The following is a 15,385-nucleotide window of genomic DNA, read 5'->3' as shown; positions in this document are numbered from 1 at the left end:
GGTCATCGACTCCTGGATAGTGCTCAACGGGAAACCCGCGCCGAGCGGTGCGGGTCGACGGCGCCGTCGACCCGGTGGTTGCCAGCAGGGCGCGTTGCGATCGTGGAAAATCGGCCAGTGGTCGATTTTGCTCTGTCTGGCGACGAGGACAGGCCACTAGACTGAGCAGATGATCAGGCAAGGGGGTCGGTCATTATGCGCGTGGTCGTCGCGGTCGACAGCTACAAGGGTAGTATCGGCGCCGCGGAAGCGGCAGCCGTCATCGGTGCGGCCTGGGTGGGCGTGCGCCCTGATGATGAGATCCTGCTCCGGCCGATGGCAGACGGTGGCGAGGGCACGCTGGCAGCGTTCGAACTCGCCGTTCCCGGGGCAAGGCGGATGCCACTTTTCGTGACCGGGCCGGCGGGCACTGAGGTGTCGGCCGACTGGCTCCTGCTGCCGGACGGCACCGGTGTCGTGGAGCTCGCATCCACCTCAGGCATCGAACTCCTGGGCGAGCGTCGCTTGCCGTTTGATGCCGACACCACCGGCTTCGGCCAAGCCATCGCCGCGGCCCTCGCGCACGGCGTCGAGCGACTTGTGCTGGGGATCGGCTCGTCGGCATCGACAGACGGCGGCGTGGGCCTGCTCCGTGCGCTCGGTGCCCGGTTCCTCGATATCGATGGCTCCGAGGTGGCGTCCGGGCTCCGGGGGCTCACCGCGATCGTCAAAGCCGACCTCACCGACCTCCGGGCGCTGCCGCCAAGCGGCGTCGTCGTCCTGAGTGACGTCACAAACCCGTTGCTGGGGGAGTCAGGGGCAGCCGCGGTGTTCGGCCCCCAGAAGGGCCTCCGGCCAGACGACGTGATGCTGGCTGACAGGTCTCTGGCCCACCTGGCGACGCTGCTACCCGCCAACACCGGATATCGCGGCGCGGGGGCGGCCGGAGGGAGCGGATTCGCCTTGCTCGCCTGGGGAGCGAGTCTGCTGCCGGGAGCGCCGGAGGTGGCCGATCTGATCGGGCTCAACGACGCAATCCAGGTCGCGGACCTGGTCATCACGGGCGAGGGCAGCTTCGATGCGCAGTCGGCCAGGGACAAGGTGCCTGGATTCGTCGCCGGCGCGGCCAGGCGGGCCAGTGTCCCCGTAGCGCTCGTGGCAGGCCGGATCGGCGCGGACGCTGACCTGACCGGATTCGTCTCGACGCGTTCGCTGACTGGCCTGGCCGGATCCCCGGCGGCGGCGATGGCAGAGCCAGGCCGTTGGCTGACGGTGGCCACGTCCGCACTCGCGGCGGACCTGCCAGCCGGGAACTGACCCGCTGCCGGTACCCAGAGGGGCGAGTGTCTGCCCCTTACTTCTTCTTTGCTGCCGCTTTCGCTCGGAGCGCGGCGATATCGAAACCCTGCTTGACGGGGACGTCGGGGTCGTTGGCCGCGTCCTCCCATGGGTCGTACGGGGCTGGCTCCGCATCATCGGAATCGACGAACCCCTTCGACGGGTCATACTTGTCGCGAAGCTCGCCGCCGACCGGCTGAAGGTTTCCGAGTTGCTCGTCGGGCAGAGAGGTCAGAACCTCCGAGATGTACCCACTCGCGGCCTCGGCGGTCGGTACCTCCCGGTCCTCACGCTGCGACTGGTACCAGCGGTAGTCGAGCACCTCGTGGAAGAACTGTGCCGCGTCCCGCTTGCCGCGCAGGTCGGACGGGATCCGGCTGACGGCGGGTTCGAACACCTCGACCAGCCACTTGTGCGCGGCGACTGATTCCGGCGCGTGAGGCGCATTCTTGGCGCGGAAGGTGTCCATATCGTTCAACAGTCGTCGCGCCTGGTGCTCTTCAGCGTCGAGCCCGGTTAGCCGCATCAGCCGACGGGTGTGGTGCCCGGCGTCGACGACCTTCGGCCGCATCTTGATCCGGCTGCCGTCGCGGGAGGATTCGACGTCGATCTCTGCGACGTCGAATCCCAGCGCGTTCAGCCGACGCACGCGGCCCTCCAGGCGGTAGAGCTCGGATTCGTCGAACTCCTCGACACCGGTGAGCTCGACCCATAGCTGGTGGTAGCGCTCTTCAATGGTGTTGACGAGCCAGGTGGGGTCCAGCGACTGGTCGAGGATGCCGCCGGCCTCAAGGTCGAGAAACTCCCCGAACAGGTTGGTGCGGGCGATCTGGAGGTCGTGCTCGCGTTGGCCCTCGGTCAGTTGGTCATGGATCTCGCCGGTCTCGGCGTCGACCAGGTAGGCGGCGAACTCGCCTGCATCACGCCGGAAGAGGATGTTCGACAGCGACACGTCGCCCCAGTAGAACCCGGTCAGGTGCAACCTGGCGAAAAGGACGACCATGGCGTCGAGCAGCCGGGTCACGGTCTCGTGCTTGACGCCTGGGTAGAACAGAGAGCGGTAGGGCAGTGAGAAGGGCAGATGCCTCGTCAGCAACGCCGGGTCGAGCGGGTTGCCTTCGTTGTCGACCCGGCCGAGCACCACCCCGATGGGCTCAACCGATGGCACACCAAGGCGCCTGAGTTCCGTCAGGAGGCGGTACTCCTGGACGGCGACCTCCTCCAAGACCTCTTTCGCGGCGAGGATGTCGTCCCCGACCTGGAGGAACCGGACGACGTGTCGGGAGATGCCGCGTGGGAGCGCCACGAGGTGGTTGGTCGGCCAGTCGGCCAGCGGAAGCTGCCAGGGGAGCCGGATCAGGTCGGCGTCGGGCTTGGCGGCGAGGAATCTGGGCACGTCCCAAAGCCTACTGCCGGCGTCAGGGTGCAGCCGACAGGTGGGCCAGAAGTGCCAGGGCGTAGGCGTTTTCGGCGTCCGGGTCGCGGTGCCGTGAGCCATCCTTCAACGTGACGACGAATCCGCCGTCGGCCCGGACGAGGGACACGAAGGCCGAACCGAGGGCGACCCTCAGTTGCGTTTCTCCCGGCAGCCAGACGGTTTCGGATTGAGGGACCGAGTCCAGCGCCCATTCTGTGGTTCCGTTGAAGGAGAAGACCGTGCCGGAGGCGAGATGCCTAGCCTCGATGACCATGTCGGCCAGATGGAACACCTCGTCGCACATCTCGGCCCGTCGCACCACGAACCTATCGCCGGGCCTGGGTCGCCAGGCGAGCCCGGCCGCGGCCAGGTCGAGCGCGAGGGTCAGAGCGAGCATTGCTACCCTGCCACCTGCAGTGCCCGCTCCAGTGCCTCGCGTGTGACTTCGACGAGGTCGTCCGCTGCCTCGATTCCGATGCTGAGCCGCAGCAGCCCGTCGCCGATCCCAGCGTTGGTGCGAGCCTCCGGTGTCATGCCCGCGTGGGTCATGGTCGCGGGGTGACAGATGAGCGACTCGACGCCACCGAGTGACTCGGCGAGGTGGAAGATCTGCAACTCGGCAAGGAACGCCTCCGCGGCCGGGCGACCGCCATTGAGCTCTAGCCCGAAAAGCGAACCCATGCCGAGCTGCTGGCGGACGGCGACATCGTGGCCGGGGTGATAGGGGAGCCCGGGGTAGTGCACGGCGGTCACGGCCGGGTGTCCGTCCAACAACTCGATGAGGGCCTCGGTGTTCTCGTTGTGGACCCTTAGGCGGGCATCGAGGGTGCGCAGCCCGCGCAGGGTCAGGTAGGCGTCGAAAGGGCTGCCGGTCAGGCCGAGCGCGTTGGCCCACAACCGCAGCCGATCGTGGACCTCCTGGTCGGCTGCCACCGCGATCCCGCCGACGACATCGGAGTGGCCGTTGATGAACTTCGTGGTCGAGTGCACCACGATGTCGGCGCCGTGCTCGAGCGGCCGCTGGTAGAGCGGCGACAGGAACGTGTTGTCGGCCACGACCAGCGCGCCGACGGCGTGTGAGGCGTCGGCCACCCTGCGGATGTCGGTGATCCGCAGCAGTGGGTTGGATGGCGTCTCGATCCACACCAGGTCCGGTGAGCCTGCCAGCGCCTCGCCCATGGCCGCGTCGTCGTTGAAGTCGACGAAGTCCACCGCGAAGCGGCCCTGCTCGGCGAGGAACGTGAACAGCCGCCACGTGCCGCCGTAGGCGTCGTGCTGCACCACGATCCGCCCACCGGTCGGGACGAACGCCTCGGCCACCAGAGTGACCGCGGCCAACCCGGTGGCGACCGTGGTGGCCCCGACGCCGCCCTCAAGCTCGGCGACGGCATCGTTGAGTAGATCGCGGGTCGGGTTGCCGGAGCGGGAGTAGTCATAGGCGCGGGGTTGCCCGACGCCTTCGAAGGTGTAGTTGGTGCTGAGGTAGATCGGGGGCACGACGGCGCCGTGAGTGGGATCGGCCCCCAACCCCGTACGCATGCCGCGGGTCCATCGTCCGAGTTCTGCCATCAATGTGCTCCCTTCCTCATCCTTGAGCATAGGCAGGTCCCGGCTTCAACTGTGCCGTCGGGTCTGCCGGTGGACGGTGCGAACGGGCCTCTGCCCCAGCCAGGGACTCGCGAGGAGTTAGGAAAGCCAGATCGCGTTCGGAAGCTGCCGTGGGTTGCGCCCGTCGTGCCATCACGCTGAAAGCGAACGAGGGGCCCGGGAAATCCCGGGCCCCTCGAACTAGTGACTCAGTGGCAGATCAGGAGATCCGCAGCTCCGTCTTGGTGCTGAACACGTGCACCTGGTCGGGCGTGGCGGTCAGCCGGACGACGCTGCCCTTGGAGGGTGCGGTGCGTGCGCCGACGCGGGCGACGTACTGCTGGGCGGTGACGACCTCTTCGTCCGAAAGACCTGCGAGGGTTCCGTAGAGGAAGGAGTCGGCGCCGAGTTCCTCTACGACGGCGACGTCGAGACCGATGCCGTGATCCGAGACCTGGAAGGCCTCGGGGCGGATGCCGACCGTGAGGGTGTCTTCGCCGGGCGCCTTCGCGAGGGTTTCACGCGGAACCGGAACGGTGTAGTCACCGACCTTGACCCCGCCGTCGACGACCTTGCCGCTCATCAGGTTCATGGCGGGCGAGCCGATGAAGCCGGCGACGAACAGGTTGTTCGGGGCATCGTACAGAGACAGGGGGGTGTCGACCTGCTGCAGGATGCCGTCCTTCATGACCGCAACGCGATCCCCCATCGTCATGGCCTCGGTCTGGTCGTGCGTGACGTAGACCGTGGTGACGCCGAGACGCTGCTGCAAGGCGGCGATCTGGGTGCGGGTCGAGACGCGAAGCTTGGCGTCGAGGTTGGACAGCGGCTCATCCATGAGGAAGACCTGAGGGGAGCGAACGATTGCGCGGCCCATGGCGACACGCTGGCGCTGGCCACCCGAAAGGGCCTTCGGCTTGCGGTTGAGGAAGTCCTCAAGCCCGAGCAGCTTCGCGGCCTCCTGGACGCGCTGCTGACGCTCCGCCTTGGGGACGTTCTGCATCTTCAGGGCGAAGCCCATGTTGTCGCCAACGGTCATGTGGGGGTAGAGAGCGTAGTTCTGGAAGACCATCGCGATGTCGCGATCCTTCGGGGGCAGATCCGTGACGTCACGAGCTCCGATGAGGATCTTTCCCGAGTTCACCTCTTCGAGACCGGCTAGCATCCGAAGCGATGTGGACTTACCACATCCGGACGGGCCGACGAGAACCATGAATTCGCCGTCTTCAATCTCGAGATTGAGCTTGTTGACGGCGGCGCGATCGGTGCCGGGGTAGACGCGTGAGGCTTCCCGGTAGCTGACAGTGGCCATGCCACATTCCTTTCCACGGGCAGGTACGTGCCCGACGATCCGTAGTGGATTGGAACCTATTTAGGTGTTCCTGAAACGGACTGTACACCTCTCGACCCTCGAACGCAGAGCGGGGTCGGCCAGGCGAAACCGAAGTCAGGCCAGGGATGCCCACGTCAGACATCTGATCACCGTGACGGCCTGGGCGCTTCGGACTCCGTTCGGTGCGGTGGGGCGGGAGTCCGCCGAGGCCAGGGTGGCACGGAAAACTGTGATCAAATTGGGACCTTTGGAACCAGGTCGGACGTCCAGTGGCGCCTCCGGGCGACGTCCCCAGCATCCTGCCGACCACTTGGTTGAGGAGGGGCGAGGAGGCCGTGGCGTAGCATTCAGCGCGTGACTGAGGAACTTCCCCCCGACTCTGCCGAGGAACTCGACGCCGCCGAGCAGGGAGCCGAGCCCGCCGACGATTCAGCCGACGAGCAGTGGTGGGAGGCCGACGGCATGCCCTGGAAGAAGAAGCCGGGCCGCGCCGACATCGCCTGCCTCAGTTGGTTCGGCGTCGTCGCGGTTTTCAGCCTTATCCTGATCCCGACCCGCGCCTGGCTGCTCGGCGTGGCGCCCGACATCCTCGCCATGATCACCGGCGGCCGCACCGCGGTCGCGGCGAGCGGGGCAATCGCCTCGACGGGCGCGATGCCGCACTGGCCGATCGTGCTGGTTGTCGCATCCGTCCTCAGCCTCAAGTTCGACTGGATCTACTGGTGGGCGGGCAAGCTGTGGGGTCGCGGCATGATCGAGATCTGGGCCGGCCAGTCGAAGCGGGCGGCGAAGAACTACGCCAAAGCCGAACGCTGGGCCGAGCGACTCGGCCCGATCGGGTTCCTGATCGCCTACATCCCGATGCCGCTGCCGCTGATGCAGGTCGTGTTCGTCCTCGCCGGCGCATCCGGCATGAGCCTCAAACGATTCCTGATCTACGACTACATAGCGTCGACCCTGTGGCTGATCGGCTACTTCGTGCTCGGCTGGCAGCTTGGCGACGGGGCCGTCACGGTCCTGAACTGGTACGCGAAGATCGCAGGCTACGTCGCGATCGGGCTGATCGTCGTCATCTTCGTCTCGACCTACCTCGCACAGGCGCGCAAGGCCCGCGAGAAGGCCGGAAAGCAGAACTGAGTCATCGCCGCCCCACAGCAGGCGAGGCCGGGGTCGGTCAGCGGAGAACCGCGACGAGGAAACCCGAGTCGGCCTCGAACGGGCGCAGATCCCAGGTCGACAGCGACAGGTCGAGTTCCAGGCCCGCGGATGCCACGTCGCTGAAGAACTCGCTGAACTCGTAGCCGCGCCCCGCGCCGAACCCGATCACTGCGCGTCCCTCCGGAGCCAGATGCGAGCGGAACCGCTTTAGAACCTCCAACCGCGTCGACGGGGCGAGGAAGCCCATCACGTTACCGGCGCACAGAATCGCGTCGAAGCCCTCGGAGATGCCGTGGACCGGGAGATCGAGTTCCGCGAGGTCGCCCACGAGGAACAGCGGCCCCGGGTGATCCTCCTCAGCGGCAGCGATCAGCGCAGGGTCGACGTCCACCCCCACGACGCGGTGCCCGAGTTCGTGCAGTCGTCCGGCGAGGCGGCCAGGGCCGCAGCCGGCATCGAGGATCCGCGCGTTCCTGGACAGCATCGCGTCGATCAGGCGGGCCTCCCCGTACAGGTCGTGCCCGGCGGCTTCCATCATCTTGAAGCGTTCGATGTAGCGGCGTGAGTGATCGGGATCGGCCTGGATGATGCGGGTCCACTTGCTCGGTTCGGTCATGGGGCAATTGTGACGTGGTGAAACCATCGACCCCAAGTTGGAGCCTCCTGAGGGAGTCGAACCCTCGACCACTCGCTTACAAGGCGAGCGCTCTGGCCGCTGAGCTAAGGAGGCGTGCGCGCCTATTGTGCCAACGTCTGGACGCCGACGCCAGTGGGTCAGGCGCCCGAGGCGGCGAGAAACAGCTGGCCCTGGCCGGTGAGCGTGACATGCTCGTCTGCCGCGAGGTAGACCGCATCGCCGCTGCCGAGGAACTGGTCGTCGCCGCTTTGCAGCCGGAACTCTCCCGAGGTGACCAGCGCGATGCGGCCGCTGTCGGTACGGGGAAGCTCGATCGTCCTGCCGTCGGTGGGTGACACCAGCCACAACTCGAACTCGCGGTAGCCCGTCGGGAAGACATAGACGCCGTCGCTTCCCTCCGGGACGAGGACCTGTGGCTCCGCGGGAGTGAACGTCACCACCTGGAGCAGCCCGTCGACGTCGATGTGCTTGGAGGTCAACCCGCCACGCATCACGTTGTCGGAATTGGCCATCACCTCGACGCAGGCCCCCCGCAGGTAGGCGTGCATGACCCCGGCTTGGAGGGTGACCGACTCCCCGGGGCGAAGCGAGAAGCGGTTGAGCAGCAGCGCCGCCAGGATGCCCGGGTCGCCGGGGAAATGTTCATCGAGTTCGACGGCGGTGCGGGCGAACTCGCCGAGCGAGCCCGGCGTGTCGAGGTGGTTGACCGCCGCGGAGACGACCAGGTCGACCAGATGCCTGCGCTTGTTGATCGAGAGGACATCCAGGAACACCTCCTGCAAGGCGGGCTCGGCGCGTCGGTCGCGGAGGGGGCCGATGACGGAGGCGAGTTCCTTGGCGATCCCCAGGCCCTCGAAGAGGCCGGCGGTGAGGTGTGGATCGCGGAACCCGAGCAGGCCCTCGAACGGGGTCAGCGCAACGATCGCCTCGGGCTTGGGCCAGTCGTCTTTGTAGGAACGGGTCGGATCGGTCGGGTCGATGCCCAGCAGCGACTCGCGCGCGTAACCCGCCTCGGCCTGCTCCCGGGAGGGGTGGGCCTGGAGGCTGAGCGGGCCCGATGCTGCCAAGAGCTTCAGCAGGAACGGGAGTCTTGAACCGAACTCCGCCCGGCTGGCCTCGCCGATGGATTCCGGGTGATCCTGGATGAACTGATCCAGCGTCACGCCGTCACTCAGGGTCGTCGGACCGTTGGGGTGCGTGCCGAGCCAGTACTCGGCCCAGGGCAGGCCGTCGGGCGTGCGCCCCAGGATCCGGGGGATGGCCTCGGTGCTTCCCCAGGCAAAGTGCTGGACGTAGCCGGTGAGTCGGCGCATGCTGGATTCAGTCCTCGGGGATCGGGAAGATTCGGACACCTGCACTCTACCCGGGGTTGCCGGGTCGGGCCGTACCGAAGGCGGGCCGGTTGAGCGATCCGGCTTCCGGGGCCGACGGGTGAATGACACGCCTGTGATTTGGACGTAGCATGGGCGTCATGTCCGAGGCGTTCTCAGTTGCAGATGCAGCCGAACTGGCTGAGCGCGACGCTGCCATTCTGGACTTCGAGGACCGCTGGTTCACATCGGCGGTGCCGAAGGACCAGGCGATCATGGAGCACTTCTCCCTCTCGTCGGCGCGCTACTACCAGCGGTTGAACCAGTTGATCGACACGCCTGAAGCACTGGCCTACAAGCCTCTGCTGGTGAAGCGCTTACGGAGGATGCGGACGCAGCGGCAGGCCGCACGCTCCGCGCGGCGCCTCCATAGCTGAGGGCTGCTCCCAAGCGGTCGTTTGGGATTTTCCCGGTAACCTCCCAGCGCGAGTCCGGCCTGACGTTCGAACGCATTGGCCGACGCGCGGTCTCCGCATCGCAGCTGCGACCATCCGACGGCTAAGAAGTAGAGGGGAAGGAAGGGTAGGCCGAGGCAAGCGGCCCACTGCCACGCGTGTTCATCCTCATGGGCCAGGAGGCCCGGGATACCCACCTCTGCTTCGGCAAGGGTCCGCCCGGGGACCAGTACCACGCTGCCAACTGTCATTGCGCTGGCGTTGAGCAGTGGAAGCCGGACCCGTTCCGCGATCCAGAGTCCGCGGAGCCGTCGGATCCTTCCGTGCCCCGCAAGGGCCAGGGTGAGACCAAGGGGAGTGGACAGGTTGACGGCATTGGCAACGTTTCGGATCGTGCGACTCGCATGCATCAGGTGAGCTCCCTCCGCGCCTGACGACTTCCCGGTGGAGTCGGACTTCCGAGCGTATCTTGGCCAACGATAGCCAGTCGTGTCTGTGCCCGCCCTCGCGTTGAGCACTATTCCGGACTCGATCGGCGATACGCGGCAGTTGAACGTCACAATGGCAAACGAACCCCGAATAGTGCTCAAAGCTCGACCCGCACCAATCGATGAGCCCCGCCCGTCTGCCTGCACCGTCCGGACCGTCCGCGTGCCTCCCGCGTTGAGCACTATCCGGGTCTCGATCGGTGACACGCCGCAGTTGAACGTCACAACCGCAAACGAACCCCGAATAGTGCTCAAAGCCTCACCCTCGCCGAGCCTGAGAACACTGCTTCGAGCTGGCCGGAGGAGCCGTAGCGGGTGCGACCGTCGAGAACCCGCCCAACGGACTTTCGACGGAAGACCAAGCACAATCCGCCAGTGGCGGATTTTCGGAGGTGGGGCGGTCGCCGGGAGCGGGGCCCGACCTGTCGAGGGCGCTTCGCGCTGGCGCGTCAAACGCCTGTGAGGTAGGGCGAAGAATGTCCCAACGCCAGGATGTCGAGCCGCTCAACTTCGGGGTCGAAGCGGTTGGATCTTTGCACTCGACCCGGGTGAGTGCTAATAATGGTGTTAGCACTCTCCTGTGGGGAGTGCTACCGGATCAACGGTGAGGCTCAGGCCGTCCGTCGCGGGCATCTGCGATCCACTGACACACTGAACACCAGGGGCCCGACGGCCCCGTCGACGGGAGGATTCCCGAACAACCATGGCAAAGCTAATTGAGTTCAACGAGGACGCTCGCCGCGGCCTCGAGCGCGGCATGAACACCCTTGCCGACGCTGTCAAGGTGACGCTCGGCCCTAAGGGCCGCAACGTCGTCCTTGAGAAGAAGTGGGGCGCACCCACCATCACCAACGACGGCGTCTCCATCGCAAAGGAGATCGAGCTCGAGGAGCCCTACGAGCGGATCGGCGCCGAGCTCGTCAAGGAGGTCGCCAAGAAGACCGACGACGTCGCAGGCGACGGCACCACCACCGCCACCGTCCTGGCACAGGCGATGGTCCGCGAGGGCCTGCGCAACGTGTCGGCCGGCGCGAACCCGATGGGTCTGAAGAAGGGCATCGAGACGGCCGTCGCGGCCATCGTCGACCAGCTCTCCGACATGGCCATCGACGTAGAGACCAAGGACCAGATCGCCGCCACCGCGTCGATCTCGGCCGCTGATCCCACCGTCGGCGAGATCATCGCCGAGGCGATGGATAAGGTCGGCAAGGAAGGCGTCATCACCGTCGAGGAGTCCAACACCTTCGGGCTCGACCTCGAGCTCACCGAGGGCATGCGCTTCGACAAGGGCTACATCTCCCCGTACTTCGTGACCGACACGGAGCGCATGGAGGCCACGCTCGACGACCCGTACGTGCTGATCGTCAACTCGAAGATCTCCTCGTTGAAGGATCTGCTCCCCGTGCTGGAGAAGGTCATGCAGTCGGGCAAGCCGCTGCTGGTCATCGCCGAGGACGTCGAAGGTGAGGCCCTCGCAGGCCTGATCGTGAACAAGATCCGCGGCACCTTCAAGTCCGTCGCCGTCAAGGCACCCGGGTTCGGCGACCGCCGCAAGGCCATGCTGACCGACATCGCCATCCTCACCGGTGGCCAGGTCATCTCCGAGGAGGTCGGCCTTTCGCTCGACACCGTTACCCTCGACCTGCTGGGCCGCGCCCGTTCCGTGCTCGTCTCCAAGGACGAGACCACGATCATCGACGGCTCCGGCGACCAGGCCCAGATCGAGGGCCGCGTCTCGCAGATCCGCAAGGAGATCGAGAACTCGGATTCCGACTACGACCGCGAGAAGCTCCAGGAGCGCCTCGCCAAGCTGGCCGGTGGCGTCGCCGTCATCAAGGTCGGCGCGGCCACCGAGGTCGAGCTGAAGGAACGCAAGCACCGCATTGAGGACGCCGTCCGCAACGCGAAGGCTGCGGTCGAAGAGGGCATCGTCCCCGGCGGTGGCGTCGCGCTGCTGCAGGCGGCCAAGGCCGTCGACCTGTCGGCACTGTCTGGTGACGAGGCAGTCGGCGCGCGCAGCGTGGTGGCCGCGGCTTCTGCCCCGCTTAAGCAGATCGCGTTCAACGCTGGCCTCGAAGGCGGCGTCGTGGCTGAGAAGGTCAGCCACCTGCCTGTTGGCGAAGGCCTGAACGCCGCCACCGGTGAGTACGTCGACATGGTCAAGGCCGGCATCATCGACCCCGCGAAGGTCACCCGTTCGGCGCTGCAGAACGCGGCCTCGATCGCGGCCCTGTTCCTCACCACCGAAGCGGTCATCGCGGACAAGCCCGAGAAGGCTGCCCCGATGCCAGGTGGCGACGAGATGGGCGGCATGGGAGGCATGGGCGGCTTCTGATCCGCACCTGACTCATCAGCCTGAGGGCGGTCCCTTTCGCAGGGACCGCCCTTTCGCATGCGCCGGGGATGTTTCGCGCGAGGCCGCCAGGGTATTGGTGTTCGTGTGACCTCGGATCGCGCGCACGATCCGGCAAGCGAGAGATAAGGAACCCCTATGTCAGATCCACGAGAAGCCGCAGCGATGGACGATTTCATCCGGCACGCGGCTGAGCCGATCGGAGAGGCGCCTGAGGACCGGCTTCAGGCCGAAGCCCACCGGGCTCACTCCGAAGATGACGTGACAGGTGCGGTGGTCGAGGAGAACCTGATCGACGGTACCGCTCTCAAGGAGGAGGAACGATGAGTTTTCTCGGATATCTGTTGCTAGGTCTGATCGCGGGCGCGATTGCCAAGGCGTTGCTGCCCGGCGAGCAGGGGGGCGGTTGGTTCGCCACCATGCTCCTGGGCGTGCTCGGCGCCATGCTCGGTGGCTGGCTCGGCTCGCTGATCTTCAACGCACCCTTGGAGAACTTCTTCTCCATCCAGACCTGGCTGTTGGCCATCGGCGGGTCCGTGCTTGTCCTGTTGATCTACGGATTCGTCGTCGGACGCCGTCGATAGAGGAGGCTCCACTGAGGGCCGTTGGCCTAGCCCATGTTTGGTCGGACCATCTTCGGGTACCGACACATACTCAGACACGAAGAACCCAAAGGAAAGGGATGCGCAACATGGAGAAGGAAACCAAAGCACCGGCGCGTTTCACGCTTCCGGGGTTGACCGCCAAGGCCGGACGGGCCGTGGTCGGGATCCTGCAACAGCGACTGACCGCCTACACGGACCTGCACCTCACGCTGAAGCACGTCCATTGGAACGTGGTCGGCCCCAACTTCATCGGGGTCCACGAGATGATCGATCCTCAGGTCGTCCTCGTCCGTGGCTACGCAGACGAGACGGCGGAGCGTATAGCTGCCCTCGGAGGATCGCCGGACGGCACCGCCGCTGCGCTTGCCGACTCGAAATCAACTCAGTCCTACCCGCTCAAGCGCGCCAACGCCCAGGCCCACCTCGATGCGCTGGACACGGTCTACAGTGCAGTGATCCGGGACAATCGCGACGCGATCGCGAAGCTCGACGAACTGGATCTTGTCACGCAGGACATGGTGATCGGGCACACCGCCGAACTGGAGCAGTTCCAGTGGTTCATCCGGGCCCATCTGGAAAACTCAGCCGGCCAGCTTGAGCCCGCCAAGTCAAAGGTGACGTGACTGTCGCACCCGGGCCCCAATCGGGGCGACAGTAGGCGGTGTGGCCCGGACACCCCCCATACCGGGTCGCGCCGCCATCCAGGACTTCGTCAATCGGCGGTAGGCTGGAGCCAGCCCCGTTTGGCGGGGCGGGTAACCGGGTACAGAAACGTACGAAGCGCACGGGCCAACCGTGCTCAAGAATCGAGGAGGAACCCATGGGTGCTGGAGACAAGATCCGCAACAAGGCCGACGAGCTCGCGGGCAAGGTCAAGGAGGGCGTCGGCAAGGCGACCGACAACGAACGGCTTGAGGCCGAGGGCAAGGCCCAGCAGCTCGGTGCAGACGCCAAGCAGGTCGGCGAGAAGGCCAAGGACGCCTTGAAGGACCTCACCGATTAGCCAATTTGGCCTCAGGGCACAGCAAGCCAGCTAGTTTGCGACTGGGACGGCCAGGCGGGTCACTGACTCCGCCTGGCCGTTTCTGTCGGCAGCGGGCGATGGCCAGGTTTGAGGGCGACCGGTGCGGGTATGACCCAGGACGAACCCGTTGACGGTCGAAAAGTGAGGAGAATGCGATGCCAGGAAGGAACCTGGCCCCTCGGTCAAGGATCCGGAGATGTATGAGGCGATGCGGGATGAGGGCGCCAGCAAGGAGAAGGCCGCGCGGGTGTCCAACGCCGCCGCCGCCAGTTCCCGAAGTTCGGTCGGACGAAAGGGCGGACGTGCCGAGGACTATGAGGACCGAACCAAGGATGAGTTGGTGAAACGGGCTAGAGAACTCGGCATCCAAGGACGCTCAAAGATGAGCAAGAAGGAACTCATAGAGGCGCTGCGCAACCACTGATCGGATCCGGTGTCACGAAGCGCACCGCGCGCAAAACGTCTGACGGCGGGTCCTGACCCATCACGTCGGCTGCGAGATGCGGGCCGACCGGCTCCGGATCAATCGGCGTCGTCGTCGGAGATCGTCCGTAGGAAGTTCTCGAACTCCTCGCCGAGCTGTTCGCCCGTGGGTATCTGGGAGTCCTCAGCGGCCCAGAGGTTGGGGCGCTGCTGCCCCTGGACGAAGGCGTCGTACTGCTGCTCCAACGCCGCTACGACATCGCGGACCTCCTCGTTGCCCTCCAACTCGGCTGCGATGGCTCGCCGGTTGGTCTCTGCCGCGGTGACAAGGTCGTCGTTTGGCAGGTTGAGGCCCGTCAGGTCGACGATCGCGTTGAGCGCTGCGAGCGCACCGTCTGCATATTCCGACGCCGCGAGATAGTGGGGCACGTGAACGGCGAACCCGGCCGACCGATGCCCGGCCTCCCCGAGGCGGAGTTCTAGCAGAGCCTCGAGCGAGGCGGGCACCTGCACGCGGCCGAATGGGGAACGGGTCTCTCCGATGAGGGAGGAGTCTGTGGCGTGCGCAGTCAACCCCACCGGCCTGGTGTGTGGCACCCCCATCGGGATGCCGTTCACGTTGACCACGAGCGTCACCTTAAGTGCCACCACCAGCTCGATGATGGCCTTGACCACCCGCTCCCACTGGAAATCCGGCTCCGAGCCGGTGAGCAGGTGGTAGGTGTGACCGTCGCGGTCGTTGAGGCGCCGCAACAGCATCGTGGGCGCGTCGTAGCTCGACCAGTGGTTGGCGTCGAAGGTCATCGTTGGACGCCTGCCCCGGTAATCGAAGAGCCGGTCAATGTCGAAAGAGGCGACCAATTCGGCGTCGCCCGTCTCGACGAGGTGTTTCCCGAGCAGAAGCTGGACCTGCCCCGCGTCGATGAACGAGCCGAGGGCCACTAGGAGAACACCCGGGCGCGCGTCGCCTGGATCGGTTCCGGGGGCGAAGGTGTAGAGGTCGGACGGGTTCTGCACGGCACACGCCTTTCGCGACAGTCGGATCGTCTGGTCTGATTCTTGCTGCCTTCCAGGGTGTCGGTCTCGCAGGGGATTAGGCAGCTGACTGGTTGTTGTCGATCCTACCCGGGCCCGCACGCCGCGGCCTGACTCGCGCATCGGTCGACCGATCCACCGCTGACGCCCGCGGTGGCGGTTCGGTTGGGGCGCGCGGGAGTCGCGCGGCCAGGCAACTGAACGGTCCGGGGACGGCGGTAGGGTTGCGGCGACGCGAGCGAT

At 66.1% G+C, this 15,385-nt stretch carries 16 protein-coding genes, 1 tRNA gene and 1 pseudogene; 10 read left to right on the top strand and 8 right to left on the bottom strand.

The features are described 5' to 3' along the window. The first annotated feature begins 195 nt into the window (after positions 1-195). Positions 196-1,296: a glycerate kinase gene (locus tag BUC15_RS00455; RefSeq protein WP_073185340.1), complete on the top strand. Its 1,101-nt coding sequence runs from the start codon at positions 196-198 to the stop codon at positions 1,294-1,296. Positions 1,297-1,333: 37 nt separating this feature from the next. Here BUC15_RS00455 and BUC15_RS00450 read toward each other — a convergent pair whose 3' ends face one another. From BUC15_RS00450 to BUC15_RS00435, 4 genes are all read right to left on the bottom strand, one after another. Continuing rightward, on the bottom strand, positions 1,334-2,713 hold the full coding sequence (locus BUC15_RS00450) for a DUF4032 domain-containing protein (protein WP_073185338.1): 1,380 nt from the start codon (positions 2,711-2,713) through the stop codon (positions 1,334-1,336). A 22-nt stretch (positions 2,714-2,735) separates the two neighbouring features. Then, positions 2,736-3,131: a hypothetical protein gene (locus BUC15_RS00445; RefSeq protein WP_073185335.1), complete on the bottom strand. Its 396-nt coding sequence runs from the start codon at positions 3,129-3,131 to the stop codon at positions 2,736-2,738. Positions 3,132-3,133: 2 nt separating this feature from the next. Next, entirely contained in the window at positions 3,134-4,303 is a 1,170-nt protein-coding gene (gene metB, locus BUC15_RS00440; RefSeq protein ID WP_073185406.1) for a cystathionine gamma-synthase, read from the bottom strand. Positions 4,304-4,541: 238 nt separating this feature from the next. After that, the gene (locus BUC15_RS00435) at positions 4,542-5,633 is read right to left on the bottom strand and encodes an ABC transporter ATP-binding protein (protein WP_073185333.1); all 1,092 of its coding nucleotides are present in this window, start codon (positions 5,631-5,633) and stop codon (positions 4,542-4,544) included. A gap of 375 nt (positions 5,634-6,008) precedes the next feature. Between BUC15_RS00435 and BUC15_RS00430 the strand changes: the two genes are divergently transcribed. After that, entirely contained in the window at positions 6,009-6,791 is a 783-nt protein-coding gene (locus BUC15_RS00430; protein ID WP_073185331.1) for a DedA family protein, read from the top strand. Between the two features lie 37 nt (positions 6,792-6,828). Here the strand turns inward: BUC15_RS00430 and BUC15_RS00425 are convergent, their stop codons facing one another. From BUC15_RS00425 to manA, 3 genes are all read right to left on the bottom strand, one after another. After that, positions 6,829-7,428, bottom strand: a complete 600-nt coding sequence (locus BUC15_RS00425; protein ID WP_073185328.1) for a class I SAM-dependent methyltransferase — start codon at positions 7,426-7,428, stop codon at positions 6,829-6,831. Between the two features lie 38 nt (positions 7,429-7,466). After that, positions 7,467-7,542, bottom strand: a tRNA-Thr gene (locus tag BUC15_RS00420). Positions 7,543-7,586: 44 nt separating this feature from the next. Further along, the gene (gene manA / locus BUC15_RS00415) at positions 7,587-8,762 is read right to left on the bottom strand and encodes a mannose-6-phosphate isomerase, class I (RefSeq protein ID WP_073185325.1); all 1,176 of its coding nucleotides are present in this window, start codon (positions 8,760-8,762) and stop codon (positions 7,587-7,589) included. Between the two features lie 158 nt (positions 8,763-8,920). On the opposite strand from manA, the gene BUC15_RS00410 reads away from it, so the two are divergent. The 8 genes and pseudogenes from BUC15_RS00410 (at position 8,921) to BUC15_RS21140 (ending at position 14,108) form a co-directional block, all read left to right on the top strand. Then, positions 8,921-9,196, top strand: a complete 276-nt coding sequence (locus tag BUC15_RS00410) for a DUF3263 domain-containing protein (protein ID WP_073185403.1) — start codon at positions 8,921-8,923, stop codon at positions 9,194-9,196. Between the two features lie 1,209 nt (positions 9,197-10,405). Further along, positions 10,406-12,037: a chaperonin GroEL gene (gene groL, locus BUC15_RS00400; RefSeq protein WP_073185320.1), complete on the top strand. Its 1,632-nt coding sequence runs from the start codon at positions 10,406-10,408 to the stop codon at positions 12,035-12,037. 156 nt (positions 12,038-12,193) lie between these two features. Continuing rightward, positions 12,194-12,382 carry a hypothetical protein gene (locus BUC15_RS19250; RefSeq protein WP_139280035.1) on the top strand — a complete coding sequence of 63 codons (189 nt, stop codon included), beginning with the start codon at positions 12,194-12,196 and terminating at the stop codon, positions 12,380-12,382. Then, positions 12,379-12,639 carry a GlsB/YeaQ/YmgE family stress response membrane protein gene (locus BUC15_RS00395; protein WP_073185318.1) on the top strand — a complete coding sequence of 87 codons (261 nt, stop codon included), beginning with the start codon at positions 12,379-12,381 and terminating at the stop codon, positions 12,637-12,639. The genes BUC15_RS19250 and BUC15_RS00395 overlap by 4 nt, the downstream gene beginning before the upstream one ends. 107 nt (positions 12,640-12,746) lie before the next feature. Next, a complete protein-coding gene (gene dps, locus BUC15_RS00390) occupies positions 12,747-13,283 on the top strand; it encodes a DNA starvation/stationary phase protection protein Dps (RefSeq protein ID WP_073185401.1) in 537 nt (178 codons plus the stop codon). 197 nt (positions 13,284-13,480) lie between these two features. Next, a complete protein-coding gene (locus tag BUC15_RS00385; protein WP_073185316.1) occupies positions 13,481-13,663 on the top strand; it encodes a CsbD family protein in 183 nt (60 codons plus the stop codon). 202 nt (positions 13,664-13,865) lie between these two features. Beyond that, positions 13,866-13,982, top strand: a pseudogene (locus BUC15_RS21145) (DUF7218 family protein); the annotation flags it as partial. 39 nt (positions 13,983-14,021) lie between these two features. Further along, a complete protein-coding gene (locus tag BUC15_RS21140; protein WP_483887632.1) occupies positions 14,022-14,108 on the top strand; it encodes a Rho termination factor N-terminal domain-containing protein in 87 nt (28 codons plus the stop codon). A 98-nt stretch (positions 14,109-14,206) separates the two neighbouring features. Here BUC15_RS21140 and BUC15_RS00375 read toward each other — a convergent pair whose 3' ends face one another. Next, a complete protein-coding gene (locus tag BUC15_RS00375) occupies positions 14,207-15,124 on the bottom strand; it encodes a proteasome assembly chaperone family protein (protein ID WP_073185311.1) in 918 nt (305 codons plus the stop codon). Positions 15,125-15,385: the final 261 nt, after the last annotated feature.

The sequence above is a fragment of the Tessaracoccus bendigoensis DSM 12906 genome (genome assembly GCF_900141915.1).
Classification (GTDB): domain Bacteria; phylum Actinomycetota; class Actinomycetes; order Propionibacteriales; family Propionibacteriaceae; genus Arachnia; species Arachnia bendigoensis.
Note: the sequence above shows the minus strand (reverse complement) of the source record. Positions and strands in the feature narration are given on the sequence as shown.